Here is a 22,366-nt window from a genome sequence, read left to right on the forward strand (position 1 = left end):
ATCTTTTTTACTGTTAACTTACTTTTTTCAAATTGAGAGCTGGCTTTTTGATTCCACCTTTTTTTACAACATATAGACCCACAAAGATAATAAGTCCGCCAACGAGTTGCATCATATTGATTTGCTCTCCAATAGTTACTGCCGCAAAGATAACTGCGAACAATGGTACAAGATACATATAAACCATTACTTTCGTTGAGCCGATTTTACTAATACCGACATACCACATTGCAAGTCCGAAGATTGTCGCGAAGACGATTGAATATGCTAGAGACCCCCAGCTTGGCATGTCTACTGGCCACGTTAATGTATTTACGTTGAATAAACAATATACAACGAGAGGTACAATTCCAATTAAAGTTGACCATGATGTGACTCTCATTGCGGAGTATTTTGTAATGAGAGGCTGCGCTAAAATTGGATACCATCCCCACGCAATTGCTGCGACTAATCCAATTATATTTCCGAGCCACGCATACTCGTAAGTAGCTCCTCCTGTATGTCCTGTTAATAAAACGAATGCTGCACCAATAAACGCTACGATTGAACCAATTTGTACTTTCATCGAAAAACGTTCTTGCTTGTGTAATACTGCTAATATCCCTGTAAATATAGGTGACATCGCAATTAATAATGAGGCGTTCGTTGCTGAAGTATATTTCACAGATAGCATAAACATCGTTTGATACATTGCCGTTCCAACGATGCCGACTGCTACTAATCGTAACCAATCTTTTCTTTCAATACGTAATGAGCGTTCCATCATAAAAGTAATAAGTAATAATACCGGTGATGCTACTAAAAATCGTAAACTATTAAATTGAATGGATGACATAAATGCCACGCCATACTTTCCTATTGTATAATTTGCTCCCCATACTAATGCAACTGATACTAGGAGCCATTCCATTTGCCATCTTTTCATCCAAATCTCCCCTTCCATATTTAGCATAGTAAAATTGGCTGGATATAACACCGTCCAATTGGCTGTTTTTTTACCCAGCCAATTTGCTATACTGGATTTATATAAGAGATACGGAGGCGTTTTTTATGGAATGGAAACTAGATAGTGACAGTAAAATCCCTATTTATCAGCAAGTTGTTGACTTTATTGAAAAACGTATTACATATGGAGAACTTCCTCCAGGTAGCTTCCTACCTTCCGAGCGGAAATTAGCTACGCAGTTAAATGTAAACCGTAGTACAGTAACAACTGCTTATAATGAACTTCGTGCTATGGGAATTGTAGAAAGTACGACTGGTAAAGGTACACGTGTGAGTACACATATGTGGGGCGTTTCTCCAACATTAACGCCGAACTGGAGAAATTTCGTAGAAGGTGGTACTTTTTTACCGAACCTACCGTTACTTCGTCATATTCGGGCAGAAGTACAACAAAATGAAAATATGATTGATTTCGCTAATGGAGAACTCGGTTGTAATCTTTATCCTCACGATCAACTACAAACGATTTTACGTGAACAACCGTTAACGCATTCATTAAGTTACGATCATCCGCAAGGCTATCTCCCGCTAAGACAAGCGGTCGTAAAATATATGAAGGAATATTTAAAAGTTGAAGCGACTGAACAATCGATTATGATTACATCTGGCGCACAGCAAGCCTTGCACCTTATCGTACAATGTTTATTAAATCCAGGTGATGCTGTTGCTTTTGAAAGTCCTTCACACTGTTATTCCTTACCGTTATTCCAATCAGCAGGTATTCGTATTTTCCCATTACCTGTTGATGAACATGGTATTAATCCGGATGATGTGCAAGAGCTATATCGGAAGCATCGTATTAAAATGATCTTTTTAAATCCAAACTTCCAAAATCCTACGGGCACAATGCTGCATCCAAACCGTAGAAAAAAACTATTATCACTTTGTGCAGACTTACGAATTGCGATTGTTGAAGATGATCCGTCTAGTTTACTTACGCTAGATAAGAAACAACCTTGTCCTACTTTAAAATCAATTGATGAAAATGGAACTGTCATTTATGTACATTCTTTATCAAAAATGATTGCACCAGGTTTACGAGTTGGTTGGCTTGTCGCTCCGCAGTCTGTCGTAGAAAGGTTATCTGACGCACGGCACCAAATGGAATTAGGTATGAGCATTTTCCCGCAGTGGCTTATGCAGCAGTTTTTCGAAACTGTACCATTTCAGTCTCATATCGTACCGTTACGAAAACAACTAGCAGAAAAAAGAGACGTTATCGTCCGCGCTCTAAACGAGCAACTTCACGATAAAATCTCTTTTTCAAACCCTACTGGCGGTATATACATATGGGGGAAATTAAAAGCACCGATAAACGAAAAACAGCTCATTATGCAAAGCTTAAAACAAGAAATTGCTTTTATGCCAGGTAGTATTTTCGGGGCGAAAGATGGTTATATTCGTTTATCTTATGGAAAAGTGAATATTGATCAAATTGAGGAAGGTATTTCTCGTTTGCGGGAGGCTATTTTAGTTTGTGAAAAGTAACTTTAGATACAAACCCTCGTTTGACAAAACCTAAATCTACCATTATCATCAACACGAACCTAGTTATAGGAGTGATACCAATGAAAATCTATGTTGATGCAGATGCTTGCCCTGTAAAAGATGTAATTATTTTTGAAGCTACGAAGGCAGAAATTCCTGTTACCCTCGTTACAAGCTTTTCTCATTATTCTAATGCAGAGCAGCCAAAAGGCGTAGAAACAATTTATGTTGATTCTGGAGCAGATGCTGCGGATTACCGAATTATGCAGTTAGCCCAAAAAGAAGATTTAATCGTAACCCAAGATTACGGTCTTGCTTCGCTTGCTTTAGCAAAAGGCTGTATCGTACTACACCATAAAGGCTATAAGTATACGAATGATAACATTGAACAATTGTTACAAACACGATATTTAAGTGCAATGGTTCGAAAAAGTGGTAAACGTACAAAGGGACCGAAACCATTTACAGCAGAAGATAAAGAAAAATTTAGAGCGCTCTTTAAAAGTTTGATCGCACGTTAAAAATGAACCGTCTATTTGCAAGAAAAACTTCGCAAAACAAAGAAGAGAATATCCAAATGAACATTCTCTTCTTGGGGTTTACCCGTTTAAAATGAAGGTAAATTATCTAAGTTATTTTCTTTTATTCCATCAGGTTCACTACGTATAATATCTCTTCCATACTTATGAAATACGTCCACATGAGCTAACTTCCCTGATTTTGCTTCACTAAGAGCAGTCATATAATCTAACTCTCTCCCGCTACTTGTTTTAAAAGCAATTAAATCCCCGTCATCATTTTTACGAACGGCAACAATTTGTTCTGCTCCTGAATTGACTTCATGGCCTACTTCAAATTGAGCTTGCTCTTCTCCTTGATGTAAATAATCATTATAAATTTTTTCAAAGTCTTTTTTGTCCATAAAACTCACCTCCAACACATTTTATTAGTATGGTTGGGAGGTATTGGTTTTATGTGCTTTTCTCTTAACAAAATGTATTTCTAATACCTACGCAGCCCCTTCAAAGTCTCTAATATATCATCTGTAAAGGCTGTACTACCCTCTGTCTCTAAAACTCTGAAATATAAACTTCTTAGGAAAGATCTAATATTTTGTACTAAAATAGCATGCTGCGGATGTCGGATATCTTCAACAGTTGCTATACTATGTAGCCAGTTGCTCCACTCTTCTTCCGTTAAAAGATTTTGGTTATGCAAAGACATAATTGGCTTTACTAATCTCTCATCCTCAAAGTGTACATATACGTAATCACTCAATCGAACCTTCTGACGAACAGCTGCAAGAATCGCATATGAAAACTCACGATTTTGTATGGTACGAGCTAATGCATCGAGCGCATCCGCTGCATGTGCAGTAGAGTGTGCCCATCCTTTTCCTTCTACGTAGCCTCTTACGTCTTCTTCTAAATACACATATTCCAGCACTTGTTCTGCTACACTGTACAGTTGTTCTTCGGATAACAACGGTTCTCTTTCATGAACAGATAAAATAAGTGGTGGAATTAATACGGAGAATGCACGTTTAAAAACAGAGTCTGTGCCCTTTTCACCAATTTTATAAAATAAATAATCAGGACTAATTGCTTGTAGCATTAATCCTCGTAATTCTTTTTGTCTAAACACATCATTTGTAATCCATGTGTGAAGCGTACTATAAATCAAATCATCACGTAATTCAGCATCAGGTGATCCAATATAATCTAACATCCACTGCGCATATGGATATGCATCCACGTCCTCTGGTACAGCATAATTATTATTTTTAATTTGTAGTAGCTCTTCTTTTAATTCTAGTACTTCATTCATTATATTTTTTCTCCCCTTTTTGCGTTTCTTATTGCCTTATCCCCCGTTTTTCACTTTCTAAAGCTAATATAATTATACGAGAATTATAACTAGTAATAAAAGGCTATACATATACTTTTGATTGTGTATTACTTTCGCTCATGAAATATAAGTTCTGGTTTTGCTAAATCAGTATTCTGAAATACAACATCCGCACACTCTTTCGGATTATGCTCATCTATATACATTTTACAGGCCGCGTGATACCTGTTTAAAAACATTTTTTCAGCTTCTTCATAACTTCCAAAAGCTTCAGTTTCCCGTCTTGCACCACGTTTTCTCGCAATCTCAAAATCTGTATCTACAAAAATTTTGTAATCAAATAAATGCGCAACGTCTTTTTTCAATAGAAATGTTCCATCTACTATGAGTACCATATTGGGTTGAGCGAATATAGGCGTATTATATACAGGAATATCCGTTATTAAGTTATGAGAAATCGTTTCATACTGTAAATTCCCATTAGGTCCTAAAGGCTTTAATAACCTTTCTTTGAAAGCTGTATAATCGTGTGCATCTTCATAATACCCTCTTGCAGATTCTTTACCTTGTGCATAACGAATCACTCTTGGGTTATGAAAATCGTCAATGCTAGCGCGTATTACTGGTAACCCTCGTTTTTTTATTTCTTCCGCTAATTCGTTTGCAAATGTCGTTTTTCCTGAAGCTGTAATACCGCTTACTCCAACTCTTGTTGGATGGGTTAAATTTAATTTTAAAATATGATCCACTATTTCTTTCATACGTTGTTTTCGATTCATGATATTTCTCCCTTCACTTAGTTTACATAACAAAATTACAATTAACTTTTTCATGTCACTATTTGTCGGTAAGTCGATATCCTATGTCGAATCGTCGATATATCGAAAAAATCGTTGATATATTTTAAGTTACGATAGATATATTTGAAAAATCGTTGATATATTATGATTGGCTTACTTTCCCTTAAACCCCCGATATAAGGCAGTCCGTAACTCTTGCTTATACTCTTCAATTTCTGGCATTTCGAGTTCTTCTGCTAATCGAATGGCAAGTTCAATATCATACGGTACACGTACAAGTTGGATGGAAAAGCTCGCTGCTTCTTTTTCATTGTAAGTTCCTTCGAATATTAAATAAGAAGCTTGTGTAATTTCAAGAGGATTTCCTACGCTACCAGCATTACATAGCGTTTTCCCTCTGAAATTTTGAACGAATGCTTGGTGAACGTCACCGTAACAAACGACATCTGGTTTTCTTTCCCCATCTATATTCTCTGTGAGTTCACTATTTTCGAACATACTAATACGCTCTTCTCTTGTAGCGTGTGGTTGAATTCTTTCATATAAACTTCTCGGTGAGGCGTGGAACATACGAATGAGTTTGCCGCTCATAAAAAATTCGATTGAAAATGGTAAACTTCTTAAATAATCATTTTGTTCTTCCGATAATTGTTTTTGATGCCATTTTAATGCTTCAAATTCAGTCGGTTTTGTTATAAAATCATCCCAGTTCCCCATTACAACTCCTTCACATTCTTTACGAATGATTTCAATCACTTCGCTAGAATGGGGACCTTTTCCTACTAAATCTCCAAGACAAATAATACGTTCGACTCCTCTCAATTTAATATCTTGTAGTACAGATTCTAAAGCTGGAATATTACCATGTATATCTGAAATTACCGCTATTTTGTCCATATGAATTCCTCCTCTATTTATTACATTCACTTGATTGGTACCATTTTGGAATATAGGATGAAAATTGATTATGATCTTCTAAAATTCCGTTTAACCTTTCCTTCATATCATCTACTAAATGCGGCGTGCTTCGATTTGTCCAAACGATATCCGCTGGGAATGTCATTGCTGCATATAAGGAGTACAATTTCCAAAAATGAAGCGATGGTTCGCCTCCGCAATAACCATGGACTTGTCCAACCGCAAATGGTTTGCTTATTCTCGTAGTAAAAATCGCTACATTATAAAAATCGTGAATTGGATCACCAAAATCATATCCACCAAAATCGATAACGATAAATTCCTTATTATGAATCATACTATTTGCTGGATGGAAGTCATCGTGTAAAAATGTGATTGGACGATTTTTTAATAAGTCTTTATGATTTTCTACAAAGGTTAATACTGGCTTCAAATCTAGAAAATCCACTTCGTAATCTGCTAATGCCTCTATGTATTTTTCGTATTTATTCCATCTAGATGTTTCCCATTTATCACTTGCACTTTCTCTTTCAATTGAGTGAATTCGCTTTAATACTTCCCCAGCTTTTCTTCCTGCATGATACTGTTCTTCCGCCGATAGCTTACTTAAGCCCTCTTCACCATTTACACCTTGGGCCCATTCAAATACTTGAACACATTTATTTAATTCCTCAAGTTTTATGAAATGAATTAACTTAGGCGTTGGAATATGTAATGACTCTAATTGTTTCATATACGTATATTCTTCTTGTTTACGTTCAAAATGAACTGCATCACATACTTTTACAAAATATGTTACTTTGTTTTCTAATTCTATTTTATGTTTCTCTTCATGTGAGAAACCTTTTGAAATAGCTGTACACTTTACAATACGAGGGCATTCTAGTTTTCTCTCTATCTCTCTAAGTATTTCATTCACAACGTTCACCTCTATTAATATATGTACAAACTACCTAATACTTCATGCTCTCGTTTATTTTCTCCTTTACATTCCACTGCAAATGGATATTCACCATAATTCTTTATGTTTTCTTGCACTAGGCCTTCTCCAATCGGTTCACAAAACTGTACTTGAATATCTCCAAATGATACACTTTGACAATCAGCATTCCATTCATCATTTTTCACGACTGAGCTTGCAGTTAGCTCCATTACTTCTTTCCATTTTCGCACTGTTTCTCGAACATTTTTCACTGCGTAATGAATCGTTTCAATTTGTTGTACTTTGTTTTTATGTTCCGCGATTGTCCTAGCGTTGCGTAAATCATTTCTTCTTTCTTCGTCCGTTTCATTCCACTGTATAAAGAAAGGTAATTTCGGTCCGTTCTCTTCTTGCTTTACAAATAACATTTTCCATTCTAAAAGGCGGCCATCTTTTCTCATACGTTTCCCTTCAAACGGTCCTATCGTATGTAAACCGTGCTTACTAAACTTTACTGCTAGCTCTTCAATTTCATCTGTTCGAATTGCGATTTGAAGCATACCCTCTCCGTCTTGTAATTTCACTACCGTTTCTTGTACTAATGGATTATCTGCTTTCTTCGCTTTTTCTTCATGTTGAACTGCTAAAAATTCTATATATGATAAATCAAAATAACATAAACTATTCCAAGTACCCCAAGTAGTATGCTCTCCGCCTAGTGCAGTATGAAATCCAAGTGCCTGCATTTGTTTTGCCGCTTCCTCCGGTGTACAGTTCACTGCATGTACGAGGTGATCAAATAATAACATGTCTTTCTCCCCTTTCTCTCCATCCTTTTATTGTATATTTTATTTTTCTTTCGTTCAATTCAAAAAACTTCAAAACCCAGTTGATTTATACGATTAATATGTATTATAATGAAACAAATTTAATTATTGCTGATTGGAAAAACCAAAGGCACTTTTCTCATACGGGAAAAGTGCCTTTTTCATTTACTATTACAGGGGGATTATTTATGCAGAAATTAATTGTCTTTGCTATTATTGGATTTTTCGCTCAATTGATCGATGGAGCACTTGGAATGGCGTACGGGGTAACATCTACCTCACTATTACTAATGTTCGGTATCGCACCAGCAGTCGCTTCCGCTTCTGTTCATTTAGCCGAAGTCGTTACAACCGCCGCTTCTGGTGCATCTCACATCAAATTTGGAAACGTTGATAAATATACCGTTTCCAGGCTTACATTACCAGGCGCAATTGGCGCATTTATTGGAGCATGTTTTTTAAGCAATTTACCTGGAGATGTAATTAAACCGTACATTTCTGTATTTTTATTTACTTTAGGGGTTTATATTTTATTACGATTCATTATTCAAAAACAAGTTGTTACTTCAAAGAAACGTATGTCTGCTAAACAACTTGTTCCGCTTGGCTTATTCGCTGGATTCGTTGATTCAACTGGTGGTGGTGGCTGGGGGCCGATTACGACACCTGTACTTTTAGCAAGAGGAAATGAAGCTAGAAAAGTTATCGGATCTGTAGATACGAGTGAGTTTCCTGTTTCACTCGCTGCAACAATTGGTTTCTTCATCTCACTCGGCTGGGAACAAGTAAGTTGGGTTTGGGTATTTTCTCTCATGCTTGGTGGTATCGTTGCGGCTCCAATTGCTGCATGGTTAGTACGCATCGTTCCTTCTCATTTACTTGGCGTATTAGTTGGTGGCCTTATAATCTTTACAAACATTCGTACACTGCTTACTACATTTAAAGTGGATCCAACTATTATTTCACTTTCTTACGTGGCAATTGGTCTTGTCGTTATTATTTCTATTTTCATTGCTGTTCGTAATCATTCCAAGCATTCTAACACACCGACAGCCGGATATCCGAATGATCAAAAACAAATGCTACCATAACGATAAAAATACCGCCCGATATACTTCGAGCGGTATTTTTTATTTTTCTATTTTCCAATTAATCATCGTTTCTGTGGTGCCCATTCTCTTCATATGTAATTTCTCTAATACACGAATCGAGCTATTATTTTCAAGAAGTGTCTCTGCAATAATCGTTTCTACCTCTCCTGTTTGAAAAGCCCAATTTATTAATTTTCTTACAGCTTCTGTCGCATACCCTTTATTCCAATATTTCTCAATAAATCCGTAACCAATTTCTACTGTATGCTCCTCATTTGGTTTCCCTTTAAACCCTATATCACCTAGAACGATGTCATCTTCTTTTCGAATGACATACCAGGCGCCCCAAGGTAATAAATCCTTATCCTGTTTTACATTTTCTACATGTCCTACAATATGCGGGCCACTATTATATCCTTGCTCATTAGCAACGTGTATACTCTCTTCTGTACAAGGCACTATATAAAGCCTTTCTGTTTCTAATTTCATTTTGATTTCCCCTTTTTTGCTTAAACGTTACTCTAATTATAACAAAAAATATGACCTTATTATGAATGTCGAATTATATTTTCTGAATTTTCTTTTAATTTTTGAAGGGTTTTTCAATATTTTTTGCGAAACATTTGTATAACAATTTTTTTCTTTACTTATTGTTACATAATAGTAGGTTCGGGTGGAGTTTTGCAAGCGTTTCCTATACAATAACCGATATTTTTTGACTTTTCCTAACAAAATATCTTGCAATATATTTAGAAACTCATTACAATTGCCATATATTAAAAATCTTAGCAATATATCAAATCCTCATCAATCCGATGAGGTAGAGGTTGCGACTTTTAAGAGTACAACGGACGAGACACAGAGAATGTCACTGACTCCGTTTGAAAGGAAAAGTTGCCGAAGTTTATATTTCTTCTCTAGAAATATGAGCTGGGGCTGTCTCCGAAAGGAACAGAACTGTCACGTTTACAAAATTACCGTGTAAACGTGGGGTGCTATCTTAACGGAAGGGTATGATGGGGTGGTTATTTGTGAAACGTTCCGCCAAATTCCTTTGGCGGTTTTTTGTATTTTTCTCCCCCGCTCCTTCCTATCTTACAAGAAAAGGAGTGTTGAACATGAATAGCGCAACGAATCAAGCTACCTCTAAAACAGAAACTACAAAAGGAAAAGGTGAATTAAGACGCGGTCTAAAATCAAGGCACCTTACGATGATTTCTCTCGGCGGTACAATTGGTACCGGACTATTTCTTGCCAGCGGTGGTGTCATCCATTCAGCTGGACCTGGCGGTGCATTAATTGCATACGCCGCAATCGGAATTATGGTTTACTTCTTAATGACAAGCTTAGCTGAACTCGCAGCTTACATGCCTGTTACTGGCTCTTTTAGCACGTACGCAACAAAATTTGTTGATCCATCACTTGGCTTTGCACTTGGCTGGAACTATTGGTATAACTGGGCCATTACAATTGCTGCTGAACTCGCAGCTGTAACATTAATTATGAAATTCTGGTTCCCAGATACCCCTTCTCTTATTTGGAGCGGATTATGTTTAGCTATTATTTTCCTTTTAAACTACTTATCTGTTAAAGGGTTTGGTGAATCTGAATATTGGTTCGCACTTATTAAAGTAGTTACCATTATTATCTTTTTAATTGTCGGCTTTATGATGATTTTCGGAATTATGGGTGGCGAAACGGTTGGCTTCAAAAACTTCACTGTTGCTGATGCACCATTTAACGGTGGTATCATGGCAATTATCGGTGTATTTATGGCTGCTGGTTTCTCCTTCCAAGGAACTGAATTACTTGGGGTAGCTGCTGGTGAAACGTCTGATCCAGAGCGTAATATTCCGAAAGCGATTCGTTCTATCTTTTGGCGTATTCTTTTATTCTATATCCTTGCGATTCTCGTTATCGGTTTATTAATTCCTTATACAACTGAAAGCCTTGCCGCAAGTGATGTTACTGTAAGTCCATTTACACTTATTTTTGAAAAAGCGGGCGTTGCCTTTGCTGCTTCTGTTATGAACGCTGTTATTTTAACTGCTGTACTATCTGCTGGTAACTCTGGTATGTATGCATCAACTCGTATGCTTTGGGATTTAGCTCGCCAAGGTAAAGCACCAAAGTTTCTTGGTAAATTAGATAGCCGCGGTGTACCTGTTAACGCGTTAATCGTAACGTCAATTGTTGGTAGTATTGCTTTCATTGCTTCTTTATTCGGTGACGGTGTTGTATACATTTGGTTATTAAACGCATCTGGAATGTCTGGCTTTATCGCTTGGGTTGGAATCGCAATTAGTCATTACCGTTTCCGTAAAGCATATATTGCACAAGGAAAAGATTTAAATGACTTACCTTATAGAGCAAAATGGTTCCCGTTCGGACCAATCTTCGCATTTACACTTTGTATTATCGTAATTTTAGGACAAAACTACGGCGCATTTATGGGTGAATCAATCGATTGGAACGGCGTACTCGTTTCTTACATCGGTTTACCACTCTTCTTAGTACTATGGTTAGGATATAAATTTACGAAAAAAACGAAAGTGATTCCGCTTGATAAATGTGAACTAAAATAAAGTGAAACGAGCAAACAAATTTGTTTGCTCGTTTTTTATTACAAACCTCTTTGCTTCCCTATTTCTTCTGTTTTTGCAATAATAAAGAAAATATAAATAAAGGTTGGGATACCATGAACATTCGCATTACTGATGAAGCAAAAGCAGCTATACATAGATTAGAACGTGAAGACAAAAAGATCATTCGCATTAGAGGGACAATGACAAACTCTTGTAGTATATTCGTTGATGTCGATTTAATTTGGGATACATATGTTGCAGATGATGTTGTATATGAAGATGCTGATTTTATTGTACAAATGGATTCATTCACGAAAGACTACACTGGTGATACGGTGAAACTTGATTATAAAACGACTGGTTTTAGTATTACGACTCCGAATGAAACTTTAGTTTATGGATTGTCGATTAAAAAATAAAAATTGTTTTTATTTGACCACCGAGGTGAAAAAATGGGTAATTATGTTCCATTAAAATTTTTATTTAACGAAGAATTAGCAGAAAAAATAGCTGATTCCATTTGTAAACACGATCCTACTTTCTCTAAAAGAAACTTTGTATCTTCCGTAACATGTAAAGTTGAAAACTTAGAGTTAAAGCATCGTATTGAAGTAATGGCAGATGAATTACACAATGCTTTACAAAAAGATTTTAATGCAGCTATACATATATTACTGAAAACATTAGGACCAGAAAATACAACAGAAGTAGGCACATTTACAAATGGATATATGTACATGCCTATTGCAAAATACGTTGAAAAATATGGGCTTAACGATTTTGAAACCTCATTCAACGCCATGTATGAAATAACGAAAAGGAATACTGCTGAATATGCCATTCGGCCTTTTCTTCAAACATACCAAGAAGACACACTAAACATATTGCAACAGTGGATTCATGACGAAAACAGCCACATTAGAAGATTAGTTTCTGAAGGTACAAGACCAAGACTTCCTTGGGCTAAAAAAATAGGTGCTCTAAAAGGTGACTTTAAGTACAATTTACAGCTTCTTGAACCTTTAATGAATGATCCTTCTAAATATGTTCAAAAATCTATAGCCAATCATATTAATGATATTACGAAAGAAGATAAAGAACTTGTTTTTCAATGGTTGCAGCAATTGCGTGATAAACAGCATCCAGTTAATCCTTGGATTATAAAACATGGGTTAAGAACAGTTATTAAAAATGGTACTTTACCAAAAGATTTTTGTTTTTGAGTATTTTAAACAAAAGTCCTTATACTTCAAAAATGAAGTATAAGGACTTTTTCTCTCTCAAACATTATCCTTGCCTTAAAATATTTTGAAACATTTTCGGCTTATTTCTTTCAAAACTTTCTATTAATCCTTTTCCAAATATCGTTATACTCTTCTCCCAAGGATGACCTAAATACCCCCACTTAAAGTCCTTCTGAATAAAAAAGTAGTAATCTCCATTCGGAAATATTGGTATAATCCACTCATCAAATTCATTTCTTTCAAACTCTAAGTGAGGATTCACCCAATAACACTCATGTTGCCAATCTAGTGCCATTATATATTCATTCGATGCTGTATTTTCCTTAAACACTTGTAACGCTTTATCTTCCAAATCGTCATACACATCTAAATCTACCGATTCTCCAAAGTAATGAGAAATATTATATGTAATAAAAGGACTTGGCACCTTAAATGATGGAAATGTAGAAACACTTGGCGAAAACTCAAGTTCACTATATAACTTGTTCCAAATTCGATCATCCTCTTTGTCTGTAAACTCCATCCAGTTCTTCATTAAACAACACCTTCCCATGTAAGTTCAAAGGATTTTCACTCTATAATGCCGAATATATAAATAACCATTCTCACAAGGAGCGAATCTATATGAATCTATTCGAACACGAAACGTAAAACCGCTTCTCTTTCATAAGAGGTCCTCCCTTTTTCCTTTCTCATCATATCATTCATTTACGAAATAGGAGGACAAATGTATGAAACGTGATCCATTATTATTAACTTTATTAGAGAGTGCAAATACAAACTTTAGTGGCTGGGATTTTTCTTTTATTTCAGAAACTGGCCGAATGAAGAGCGAGCCTTTATCATGGTCGTACGGCAGTACTGCTTTCCAGCTTATGCAGCATGCAGAATCAATGCTCGATATGGGGACTGGCGGCGGAGAGTTTTTATCTATGTTACAACCGTTCCCGTCAACTATTTATGCTACTGAGGGCTACGCTCCAAACGTGCCAATTGCTCGAAAGAAATTAGAGCCTTTAGGGGTTACTGTTGTAGAGGTGACTGACGATACTGTATTACCATTTCAAGATGAACAGTTTGATTTAATTGTGAATCAACATGAATCCTATGCCGCTTCTGAGGTAAACAGAATTCTTTCTCCTAATGGAATGTTCCTTACACAACAAGTTGGTGGTCTCGATTGCGCTGAACTTAATGAACAGTTTGACACACCACTAAATAGTGAATTTGCAAGTTGGTCGCTTGAAGCGGCATGTAATGAACTACAGGAAAATGGATTTACTATCTTAGAAGCAAAAGAAGAATTCCCTTTCCAACGCTTTTATGATATTGGCGCTATTGTCTATTATTTAAAAGCAATTCCGTGGCAAATTTCTGATTTTACTGTCGAAAGGTATTATGAGGAATTATATCGTATACATGAAATCATCTTGCAAAAAAGATATTTTGATGTGAAGCAACATCGGTTTATCATTAAGGCGATTCGTGACTAACGGAAAAGAGGTGGCAAAGCCACCTCCTTTTTTGTTCCGTTTACATATATTCTCTACTCTTTCACCATAAGAAAAGTTATATCATCCCATTTCCTATCTAATTGTAAAGTAGTCTTGTCAACGCTAGCCCCTGTTAACAGATCATATCCTTCAATTTCAGCTACCAATTGTTTCGTTTTACTCTTTGGATTCATATCTTTGTATAAAATGTATAACTTATTACCATGTACTTGTATATCCGAAATCCCTTTATTCTCTCTAGTGATTTTTGTATTTTTATCACTTTGTAATGAATATGTACGTACGATGTTCAAGTTCTCATCTAGCTCTTTCACTTTTTCATCGTTATTTAAAATATACACCTTATTATCAATCACCTGCACTAGAACAGGTATGAATTGCTTTTCGTCTAATATTGTTTCTTTTTCTACTACTCTAGTCTTTGTATTTACCATAATTAATTTAGGTGGTAACTTTTGATTTACATTATCACTTAGTACGAACAATAATTTATCTTTATACTTTTGAAAAATTATTTTTTGAGCAGTTGGTGCAAAATACACATTTTCATTAGAAATTTCAAATTCGTTTGTTTTTTTATTTGTAACCAAATCTATTTCTGAAATATATACTTTGTCTAGCGTTTGTGAAAATGCGTATATATGATTCTCAATAATATGCGCACCTTGAATCGTTCCCTTTAGTTCTAGACTTTCTTGCCTTTTATCATTCTCTTTCCAATATATGAGTTCACTTGTATATCCCTTCTTTTCGTCTACCAGCCCAATGTTCACATCATAAAATTTATAACCTTGCTCTGCATGTATAAAATATGCCCCTGCGTTTACATCTTGTAATTGTTTCGGTCTACTGATTTCTTGCATCTTACCAGTCTTATCAATTGCATAATGATTGTTATTTCTATTTGATGAAAAGTAGTATCCCTTTTCATCTTTTGCATTACTCATTATACTTTGGCCATCCACTTCTATTTTACTAACCTCATTTCCTTTCTTATCATATGCATATATGTAACTACCGGCTTTCATGGCATTTGAATAGGATACGAGGTAATCTGCTTTTTGAATGTCTTTAAGTTCTGTATCACTTTTAGAACAGGCTACAAAAAGGAACATCGTACATATGACGATTATGGTCAATGAATTGTATTTCTGAAACATATCTTTCCCCCTTATATATAATGAGAGCAATCAACATAAAAATGCTGATTGCTCTTTGAAATATTTTATTAACTTGAGTATGAGAGAGTTTTTTTTACATGCCGTTTGTTCGCATCATCTTCTGTCAAACATGAAGTTGTGTAATTAATAATATTCCCGTTATCATATGTGAATATATGCTCTAACTTATTTTCTTCTGTTAATACTATTGGTAAGTATTTTGGTAAATTGCTAACTACACCTCTATTATCCTTATTTAATATCCAATCAATTTCTTTCCATTCTAATAATCCTTCCGCCGTACTTAATGGCGTGTCCATATGTACTCCATCTGGCAGGTCAGCAAGGAATACATACATTCCTTCACTACCCCGAGGCTCGTCCTTACTTTTAAAAACGACATTCCCTTTATACGTTACACATGGAAGATCTATGCCTGTTTCCTCAAGTGTTTCTCTAATTATTCCTTCATATGGCGTTTCATTGTCTTCAATTTTTCCGCCAACACCATTCCACATTCCCATATTCGGCTTTTTATTTCTATTCAATAAGAGTATTTTATTTCCTTTTCTAATGAAACAAATTGTGTACTTATACATACGTTTCTTTCCTTTCTTTTTCCTCTCATCAAAAAATTTAAACAGCATTTTGATTAGACTTGCTGCATAAAAAAATACTTATTATACAAACAACTGTTTTTTTAATGAGGTATTTTGCTCATTTTTATTAAAAAACATTCTCCTTATAGTTATATTTCACATAATATACTGTACAACTTTCGTTTCAGAAAGGAGTGTTCAAAATCGATAACATAAGCAGCGAATTTTTAAAACAATATTACGATAGTCGAGTCTGGTTATATGATACACATTGGCTCGGGGTTCCCATTTCCAAACTTCCCTCTGACCTTTTTTTGTATCAAGAAATTATTCACGAATTAAAACCCGATTTAATTATTGAATGTGGGACCTTTTACGGTGGTAGTGCACTGTATTTAGCTTCTATATTAGATTTAATTGGAAAAGGACACGTTCTGACTATCGATATATTTCCACAACCAAATCGTCCATCCCATGATCGCATTACGTATGTAACAGCTTCTTCTGTTTCAGTAACCGCTGTGCAAACAATATTAAGTATGCGTAAACCTGATGATGTGATTTTAGTTATTTTAGATTCAGATCATAGTAAAGAGCATGTAGCAAAAGAACTGTTGCTTTATAAATCTATAGTAACTACTGGTAGCTATATGATTGTAGAGGATACATCTATTAATGGAAATCCTGTTTCTCCCGATTGGGGACCTGGCCCAATGGAAGCTGTTGAAGAGTTTTTAGCTACAAACAACAATTTCATAATCGATGAATCTAAACATAAGTTTTTCATATCATTTAACCCAAAAGGTTTTTTAAAGAAGATAAAGTGAAACTTTAATAAGTGGGGTTTTCTAACTCCCCACTTATTTGATGATCTTCATTTTTGAAAAAGGATAATATACAAATTCCACTTTGCCTATTATATTATCTTCTTCAATATATCCTAAACCGTTTCGACTATCTCTACTAAGTTCACGATTATCTCCCATTACAAATAACTTATTTGGTGGGATTTTTGTCTTTTGAAAGTTATAAAACACTTGTGTATTATTGAATAAATCTTTATTTGTATACGGTTCTTCTTGTTTTTTATCATTCACATATACAGATCCACTCGTTATGTTAATTACGTCACCAGGAAGTCCTATTACTCGTTTTACATAATATTTTGACTCATCCTCTTCCTTTATAATGACAATTTCTCCATGCTCTAAATCGGAAAAGTGTACAGCTACTTTATTTACAAATACGTAGTCTTCTTCATATAAAGTCGGTTGCATCGATTTCCCTTCCACTTTACATAAAGTAAAAGAATGATAGGCTATTACCAAAACAAACACGAAGAGTATGTATTTCCCCCAACCTCTCTTAATCTCCTGTTTCATATCCATTCCCACCTTATTCAAACGCTTTTTAAATCAAAAAATATATCACTGCACCATATGTCTCAATGCAGTGATATTATTTTTACTGGCCCTTGTTCGGCTGCTCTATTGGGACTGGATTTCCACCCGATCTTTTCGTTTTCAATTCAAAATACGCATCCAAAATCTCTTTACCAATCGCGGAATTAATTCCTGATTTGTCATCATTTACCCATGGTACAACAACTGAAAAAGCTACTTCCGGATCAGCATCATATGGTGCATAACCGGCAAGAGTTAAATTATAACATTTTTTTCGGTTATTGTTTTCATCTCTTCCAATATCACTTTCTCCACCATATACGGTTTCAGCTGTTCCTGTTTTTCCAGCTGGTTTATATGGTAAACCTTTAAACGTTGCAGTACCTGTTCCGTCATTTTCTTGAAAAACTCTTCTAAATCCTTCTTTTACATGATTAATGTATGAGGTGTTCATATCCACTCGATTTAAAATAACTGGTTCAATAGACCGTATAACTTTTCCAACATCCTCTGGTCTATGTGGTTGCTCTCTCACTTCTTGTACAATTTGCGGTTTCATTCGATAACCGCCGTTTGCAATGGTTGACATATATTGAGCGAGTTGAAGCGGCGTATATGTATCGTACTGTCCAATTGCATAATCAAGTAAAAAACCAGGTATGTTATCAGTTCTACCCATTTGACCAATCGATTCATTCGGCAAGTCAATACCAGTTGGTACACCTAAGCCAAATTGTCTAAAATAGTAGCGCATTGTATTAAATGTCTCTCGTTTAATGTCTAATGGATTGTTTGGTACATAATTTATACCTGCCATTTTTAATGCTGTATTAAACATGTAAACATTCGATGAAACTTGTAAAGCTCTTAAATCATCAATATCACCAAAGTCTTTCCACGATTTCTTTGGCTTAGAACTTCCTTTAAAATACATAGGTGCATCAAAGAAATGCGTATACGGCTTAATTGTGTCAGTTTGATAACCAGCTAATAATGTAGCCCCTTTCACAGTGGACCCTAACTCATAAGAACTTGTCATCGTTCCTAAAGCGTAGTCTTCTATTTGCATCCCGCCATCTTTATTTACAATTTTCTTTCCTGCCATCGATAAAATTTGACCGTTTTTCGGGTTCATCATTACAACGAATGCACGATCCATCATCGGCTCTGCAGAATGAAATGCTCGCAAATTCTTTTCAAGACTTTCCTCTACTTTTTTCTGTAACTCCATATCCACTGTTAACATTAAATTATTTCCACTTTTTCCTTCGGTCACTTTTTCAGTTCGAATAACATTTCCTGTTTTATCTGTAATATTTCTAATCTGTTCTTTCGTTCCATGAAGTGCATCTTCGTATTGTTTTTCAATGTAACTCTTACCAATACGATCATTTCGGTTATAATCACGCACTAAATAATAATCTAATTGTTCCCTTGGCAATCCTTCATTTTCAGTAGAAACGCTACCAAGGATAGAACGAAGTATTTTATCATTTGGGTATTCACGTTCCCAGTCTACTGTCGTATCTACTCCAGGCAAACTTGCCAATCTTTCACTTACGACTGCATATTCATTTTGACTTACATCTTTTTTAACGATTTGCGGCGTCATTTTATATCCCGCATTCATTTTGCTTTTAATAGCTAGTACTTCTAGGTCTTCTTTTGAAAGTTCGCTTAATTCTTCTTGTGTAATTCTTTCCCTACGTAACTCTTCAACTTTTTTATCTAATTCTTTCCCTTCTATCTCCTGCTTCCTAAATTTACTCTCATCTTCTTTCGTTACTTTTTCTGCTGCCCGCTTTTCATTTAACTGCATCCAAAAATCCTTTTTATCTGTTTCTGTTAACTTGTCTATATCCTCTGGCGACATTTCAATTAACTGTGCTAATTGTCTTGCTACTTGTAAAACTTCTTTCGAATCTACTCCTTTCATTTTCGTATATGTAACGGTTCGTAGTGGTTTGTTATTTACAATCACCTGACCTTGTCGATCAAACATTTTCCCTCTAGGAACAGGTGTACTTACCGTTACATCTTCCTTTTTGTTTACTTCATTTCTATACGTTTCTCCATCAATGATTTGTACTTTACCTAATTGAATTATAATAGCTGAAAATAAAAGAAAGACGATAAAAAATAGTACATTTAACCGAAAAGGAATATGAGTCTTTTTCTTTTTCGATTGTTTCTTCTGCTCCTTTTTCTGTCTCATTTCGCTCCCTCGCTTCATTCTATTAACATTTCTACATGAAACCATTATGTATCAAATTTATTTATATGATATATATAGAATTTTATATTAATTACAAAAGAAATAAAAGATTTAATTTTCAGTTTTTTAATTTTATATCCTATTTATTACCATTCCCTTATTAAGGAATAAAATGAATGTTATTCCAAAATAAAGATTGTATTCCCTTGTTTTTTCATACCATTCATTTACATTTATTTGTATACCAATAATAAAAGACATTACTAAGGAGAACATGAAATGACAGATGCATTCACAATTCATACTAATACGTCACATTGTTTAAACTTTATGATTTACATTCAAAATATGTATCTCAACCAAAAAGAGAAAAAAGAAAATTTAAGATTTCCTTACATAGCAAAAACATTACATTTCTCAAGTGACTTTGAAACAAATTTCAAAGAATTATGGCATTCACTTCGCAAACAAATTGCTAACGACCGATATGATTTACAAATTTTTCATGAAGAAAACCATATCTTCTATGAGAAGCTTTTTAACACCCAATTATGTAATGAAGACTCTTTTAAAAAATTAATATGTAGTTTTAAAGTTTGGTGGACTAGCATAGCAGGTCAACTTTCATTAGAACGTTCTGTAGATGAATATGGGCAACAACTTTTTAACGATTTAGTTTTATACTTAAAACAAAATCAAATAGAGCCTTTACAACAGCTACATATTAGCTTACTGTATGACGATTGTGTATTCACTAAAGATAATATTACTTCTTACTCTGCCATTTTACCTACGAAACACTTTTTTATGAGTTATAGGGATGTGGTTACTACATTATCGACCTGTTTTCATGTTGCTTAATACAGCGATTACCCAAATAAAAAACTGAGGTGGATACCTCAGTTTTTTCGATAATTTATTTTATTGAAGATAACCCTTCAACAAACTCACCAATCTTATTTTGAAAAACAAAGTCAAAGTTATATTCTTGTCCTGTTAACTCTTCATTTACTAAAATCGTTGTTGCTCCTACTTCCCTCTTTGCAATTTGCGGGAATGAAGCGACAGGCTGTACTTTTAGTGACGTTCCCATAACGATAAGCACATCTGTTTCATATAAACGTTTGACCGCATTTTGATATTGCGGCAATGTATCTCCGTATAAAACAACGTCTGGATTTAAAATGAAATTACACTTCTCGCAGCGCGGCACTTCTTGATCAATCATGTACTGCAAATCATATCCCGTTTTACACTTCGGGCAATGGGCTGTTTGCAGTGTACCGTGTAAATCAATGACATGTTTACTACCACCTACTTGATGTAAACCGTCAATATTTTGCGTTAAAATCGTAATATCTTTCCCTTGTTCTTCTAATTCAGCTAAAAAGCGATGGCCACGATTTGGCTTATATTGATGAAACGTATTAATTTGAAATATTTCTTTATAATGCTTCCAAAATTCTTTCGGGCTTCGGTTATAGTACCCTCTTGATAAATACATCTCCACATTCGCATCAGCATACAATCCATTTGCTGAACGAAAATCTGGGATACCACTTTCCGTACTTGCACCAGCACCTGTTAATACTGTAATTTTCTTTGCTTTTTCTAAAATTGAACGTACTTCTTCAAATTGTTGCACAAAAATCACCTCTATGTATTTTCCTATACTTATTATACCAGTTGTTTACAGGAGGTGTTGTCTTTGTATAAAGAACTCTTTAAACTTCCTTATTTTATATAGTTTTTCTTGATGATATCTTTTGCATTATTGTACAGGAATACAAGGAAGATAACTGCTAGGATACCGTTTACCCAGTAATATGTATTTCCAGAAGTAAATCTATTATAAAAGGATTGAGCATTATAATAGAATAGCCCTGCTGAAAGCACAGTAGAGAATACTAACATACCAAAACTTTTCAAGATATCCACCCCAATTTAAAAAATTCCAATTTTTACAATAATTATACATGAAAATGGGCGAATTTAAAATATGCAATGTACCCTATCATTATCAAGTTAACGATATCCTCTTCTTCCAAACAAAAATAACAACTACATACGCAATTCGGTACTACTTCAGAATCTTACTTAATGCGTCGTACCCCCAACTTCCACAATATCCACCTCAACTGTCGTCGTTACCTCAACTGCCAGTTCTATGCCTTTACGAATAGTAGAAAGAGACATACTCGATTGCCCTGGATAATTGCTCGCTTGCTCTGGTAAAAACGGTATATGAACAAATCCGCCTTTTATTTTCTGATCCTGTTTCTCTAGTTCATGCATGAGACCATAGAATAAATGATTACAAACGAATGTACCTGCTGATTGTGAAACGGAAGCCGGTATGCCCTCTGCTTGTAGTCTTTTTACGATTGCTTTCATCGGAAGCATAGACCAATAGGCAGCAGGTCCTTCTTCTACAACCGGTACATCTACCGGCTGATTCCCTTCGTTGTCAGCTATTCTTGCATCATCAATATTAATTGCGACACGCTCTATCGTAATGTCTGGTCTGCCCCCTGCTTGTCCAATACATATAATTATTTCAGGGTTTAGTTGTTCTATATACTCTTTTAATGTGCTGATTGATTTATGAAATACAGTTGGGACTTGTTTACTAATAATCTTGTATTCTCCGATTGTTTTTTCATGCAAACTTTTTGCGACTTCCCAAGCTGGATTGATGCTTTCTCCGCCGAACGGATCGAATCCTGTTAACAATACTGTTTTCATAG

The 22,366-nt window shown here is 35.1% G+C and carries 25 protein-coding genes and 1 riboswitch; of the genes, 9 read left to right on the forward strand and 16 right to left on the reverse strand.

Annotated elements, in window-relative coordinates:
- Window positions 1-13: 13 nt before the first annotated feature.
- Window positions 14-925, reverse strand: coding sequence for a DMT family transporter (locus AC2CGR_RS10250; RefSeq protein ID WP_087964539.1), 912 nt, complete (start codon window positions 923-925; stop codon window positions 14-16).
- Window positions 926-1,050: 125 nt separating this feature from the next.
- On the opposite strand from AC2CGR_RS10250, the gene pdxR reads away from it, so the two are divergent.
- Window positions 1,051-2,493 (forward strand): MocR-like pyridoxine biosynthesis transcription factor PdxR, encoded by a 1,443-nt coding sequence (gene pdxR / locus AC2CGR_RS10255; protein WP_087964540.1) that lies wholly within the window; start codon window positions 1,051-1,053, stop codon window positions 2,491-2,493.
- Window positions 2,494-2,573: 80 nt separating this feature from the next.
- The gene (locus AC2CGR_RS10260; RefSeq protein ID WP_087964541.1) at window positions 2,574-3,014 is read left to right on the forward strand and encodes a YaiI/YqxD family protein; all 441 of its coding nucleotides are present in this window, start codon (window positions 2,574-2,576) and stop codon (window positions 3,012-3,014) included.
- An 86-nt stretch (window positions 3,015-3,100) separates the two neighbouring features.
- Here AC2CGR_RS10260 and AC2CGR_RS10265 read toward each other — a convergent pair whose 3' ends face one another.
- The 6 genes from AC2CGR_RS10265 to AC2CGR_RS10290 form a co-directional block, all read right to left on the reverse strand.
- The gene (locus AC2CGR_RS10265) at window positions 3,101-3,415 is read right to left on the reverse strand and encodes a DUF3892 domain-containing protein (protein WP_087964542.1); all 315 of its coding nucleotides are present in this window, start codon (window positions 3,413-3,415) and stop codon (window positions 3,101-3,103) included.
- Between the two features lie 80 nt (window positions 3,416-3,495).
- A complete protein-coding gene (locus AC2CGR_RS10270) occupies window positions 3,496-4,320 on the reverse strand; it encodes a DUF2785 domain-containing protein (protein ID WP_087964543.1) in 825 nt (274 codons plus the stop codon).
- 128 nt (window positions 4,321-4,448) lie between these two features.
- On the reverse strand, window positions 4,449-5,120 hold the full coding sequence (locus AC2CGR_RS10275) for a nucleoside/nucleotide kinase family protein (RefSeq protein ID WP_029438803.1): 672 nt from the start codon (window positions 5,118-5,120) through the stop codon (window positions 4,449-4,451).
- Window positions 5,121-5,294: 174 nt separating this feature from the next.
- Window positions 5,295-6,038, reverse strand: coding sequence for a metallophosphoesterase family protein (locus AC2CGR_RS10280; RefSeq protein ID WP_087964545.1), 744 nt, complete (start codon window positions 6,036-6,038; stop codon window positions 5,295-5,297).
- Window positions 6,039-6,051: 13 nt separating this feature from the next.
- Window positions 6,052-6,978 carry an aminoglycoside phosphotransferase family protein gene (locus AC2CGR_RS10285; RefSeq protein WP_087964546.1) on the reverse strand — a complete coding sequence of 309 codons (927 nt, stop codon included), beginning with the start codon at window positions 6,976-6,978 and terminating at the stop codon, window positions 6,052-6,054.
- Between the two features lie 14 nt (window positions 6,979-6,992).
- Window positions 6,993-7,790 (reverse strand): VOC family protein, encoded by a 798-nt coding sequence (locus AC2CGR_RS10290; protein ID WP_270185017.1) that lies wholly within the window; start codon window positions 7,788-7,790, stop codon window positions 6,993-6,995.
- 98 nt (window positions 7,791-7,888) lie between these two features.
- Between AC2CGR_RS10290 and AC2CGR_RS10295 the strand changes: the two genes are divergently transcribed.
- Window positions 7,889-8,899 carry a sulfite exporter TauE/SafE family protein gene (locus AC2CGR_RS10295; protein WP_131102487.1) on the forward strand — a complete coding sequence of 337 codons (1,011 nt, stop codon included), beginning with the start codon at window positions 7,889-7,891 and terminating at the stop codon, window positions 8,897-8,899.
- A 39-nt stretch (window positions 8,900-8,938) separates the two neighbouring features.
- Here AC2CGR_RS10295 and AC2CGR_RS10300 read toward each other — a convergent pair whose 3' ends face one another.
- Window positions 8,939-9,388: a GNAT family N-acetyltransferase gene (locus AC2CGR_RS10300; RefSeq protein WP_088309415.1), complete on the reverse strand. Its 450-nt coding sequence runs from the start codon at window positions 9,386-9,388 to the stop codon at window positions 8,939-8,941.
- A gap of 324 nt (window positions 9,389-9,712) precedes the next feature.
- Window positions 9,713-9,905, forward strand: a riboswitch (Lysine riboswitch).
- A gap of 112 nt (window positions 9,906-10,017) precedes the next feature.
- Between AC2CGR_RS10300 and AC2CGR_RS10305 the strand changes: the two genes are divergently transcribed.
- From AC2CGR_RS10305 to AC2CGR_RS10315, 3 genes are all read left to right on the forward strand, one after another.
- Window positions 10,018-11,484 (forward strand): amino acid permease, encoded by a 1,467-nt coding sequence (locus AC2CGR_RS10305; protein WP_139865997.1) that lies wholly within the window; start codon window positions 10,018-10,020, stop codon window positions 11,482-11,484.
- Between the two features lie 113 nt (window positions 11,485-11,597).
- Window positions 11,598-11,903: an iron-sulfur cluster biosynthesis family protein gene (locus AC2CGR_RS10310; protein WP_484480794.1), complete on the forward strand. Its 306-nt coding sequence runs from the start codon at window positions 11,598-11,600 to the stop codon at window positions 11,901-11,903.
- Between the two features lie 33 nt (window positions 11,904-11,936).
- Window positions 11,937-12,707: a DNA alkylation repair protein gene (locus AC2CGR_RS10315; RefSeq protein WP_484480795.1), complete on the forward strand. Its 771-nt coding sequence runs from the start codon at window positions 11,937-11,939 to the stop codon at window positions 12,705-12,707.
- Window positions 12,708-12,771: 64 nt separating this feature from the next.
- On the opposite strand, the gene AC2CGR_RS10320 is transcribed toward AC2CGR_RS10315, so the two are convergent.
- Window positions 12,772-13,263 carry a DUF2716 domain-containing protein gene (locus tag AC2CGR_RS10320; protein WP_270185014.1) on the reverse strand — a complete coding sequence of 164 codons (492 nt, stop codon included), beginning with the start codon at window positions 13,261-13,263 and terminating at the stop codon, window positions 12,772-12,774.
- Window positions 13,264-13,459: 196 nt separating this feature from the next.
- On the opposite strand from AC2CGR_RS10320, the gene AC2CGR_RS10325 reads away from it, so the two are divergent.
- On the forward strand, window positions 13,460-14,221 hold the full coding sequence (locus AC2CGR_RS10325) for a class I SAM-dependent methyltransferase (protein WP_270185013.1): 762 nt from the start codon (window positions 13,460-13,462) through the stop codon (window positions 14,219-14,221).
- 53 nt (window positions 14,222-14,274) lie between these two features.
- Here the strand turns inward: AC2CGR_RS10325 and AC2CGR_RS10330 are convergent, their stop codons facing one another.
- Together AC2CGR_RS10330 and AC2CGR_RS10335 are read right to left on the reverse strand one after the other, a co-directional pair.
- Window positions 14,275-15,402, reverse strand: coding sequence for a hypothetical protein (locus AC2CGR_RS10330; protein ID WP_484480796.1), 1,128 nt, complete (start codon window positions 15,400-15,402; stop codon window positions 14,275-14,277).
- A gap of 68 nt (window positions 15,403-15,470) precedes the next feature.
- A complete protein-coding gene (locus AC2CGR_RS10335; RefSeq protein ID WP_074571055.1) occupies window positions 15,471-16,001 on the reverse strand; it encodes an NUDIX hydrolase in 531 nt (176 codons plus the stop codon).
- A 194-nt stretch (window positions 16,002-16,195) separates the two neighbouring features.
- Here AC2CGR_RS10335 and AC2CGR_RS10340 point away from each other — a divergent pair, with 194 nt between their 5' ends.
- Window positions 16,196-16,828, forward strand: a complete 633-nt coding sequence (locus AC2CGR_RS10340; RefSeq protein WP_087964556.1) for a cephalosporin hydroxylase family protein — start codon at window positions 16,196-16,198, stop codon at window positions 16,826-16,828.
- Between the two features lie 33 nt (window positions 16,829-16,861).
- On the opposite strand, the gene lepB is transcribed toward AC2CGR_RS10340, so the two are convergent.
- Window positions 16,862-17,383, reverse strand: a complete 522-nt coding sequence (gene lepB, locus AC2CGR_RS10345; RefSeq protein ID WP_087964557.1) for a signal peptidase I — start codon at window positions 17,381-17,383, stop codon at window positions 16,862-16,864.
- A gap of 82 nt (window positions 17,384-17,465) precedes the next feature.
- A complete protein-coding gene (locus tag AC2CGR_RS10350; RefSeq protein ID WP_131102493.1) occupies window positions 17,466-19,619 on the reverse strand; it encodes a peptidoglycan D,D-transpeptidase FtsI family protein in 2,154 nt (717 codons plus the stop codon).
- Window positions 19,620-19,898: 279 nt separating this feature from the next.
- On the opposite strand from AC2CGR_RS10350, the gene AC2CGR_RS10355 reads away from it, so the two are divergent.
- Window positions 19,899-20,480, forward strand: a complete 582-nt coding sequence (locus AC2CGR_RS10355; RefSeq protein WP_087964559.1) for a hypothetical protein — start codon at window positions 19,899-19,901, stop codon at window positions 20,478-20,480.
- A gap of 55 nt (window positions 20,481-20,535) precedes the next feature.
- On the opposite strand, the gene AC2CGR_RS10360 is transcribed toward AC2CGR_RS10355, so the two are convergent.
- The 3 genes from AC2CGR_RS10360 to pcp form a co-directional block, all read right to left on the reverse strand.
- Window positions 20,536-21,264 carry an NAD-dependent protein deacylase gene (locus tag AC2CGR_RS10360; protein ID WP_131102495.1) on the reverse strand — a complete coding sequence of 243 codons (729 nt, stop codon included), beginning with the start codon at window positions 21,262-21,264 and terminating at the stop codon, window positions 20,536-20,538.
- 89 nt (window positions 21,265-21,353) lie between these two features.
- Entirely contained in the window at window positions 21,354-21,548 is a 195-nt protein-coding gene (locus AC2CGR_RS10365) for a hypothetical protein (RefSeq protein ID WP_087964561.1), read from the reverse strand.
- A 168-nt stretch (window positions 21,549-21,716) separates the two neighbouring features.
- Complete coding sequence (pcp, locus tag AC2CGR_RS10370) at window positions 21,717-22,364, reverse strand: pyroglutamyl-peptidase I (RefSeq protein WP_087964562.1); 648 nt, start codon at window positions 22,362-22,364, stop codon at window positions 21,717-21,719.
- Window positions 22,365-22,366 lie beyond the last annotated feature (2 nt).

Source organism: Bacillus sp. LSHTCR4 (genome assembly GCF_057197025.1).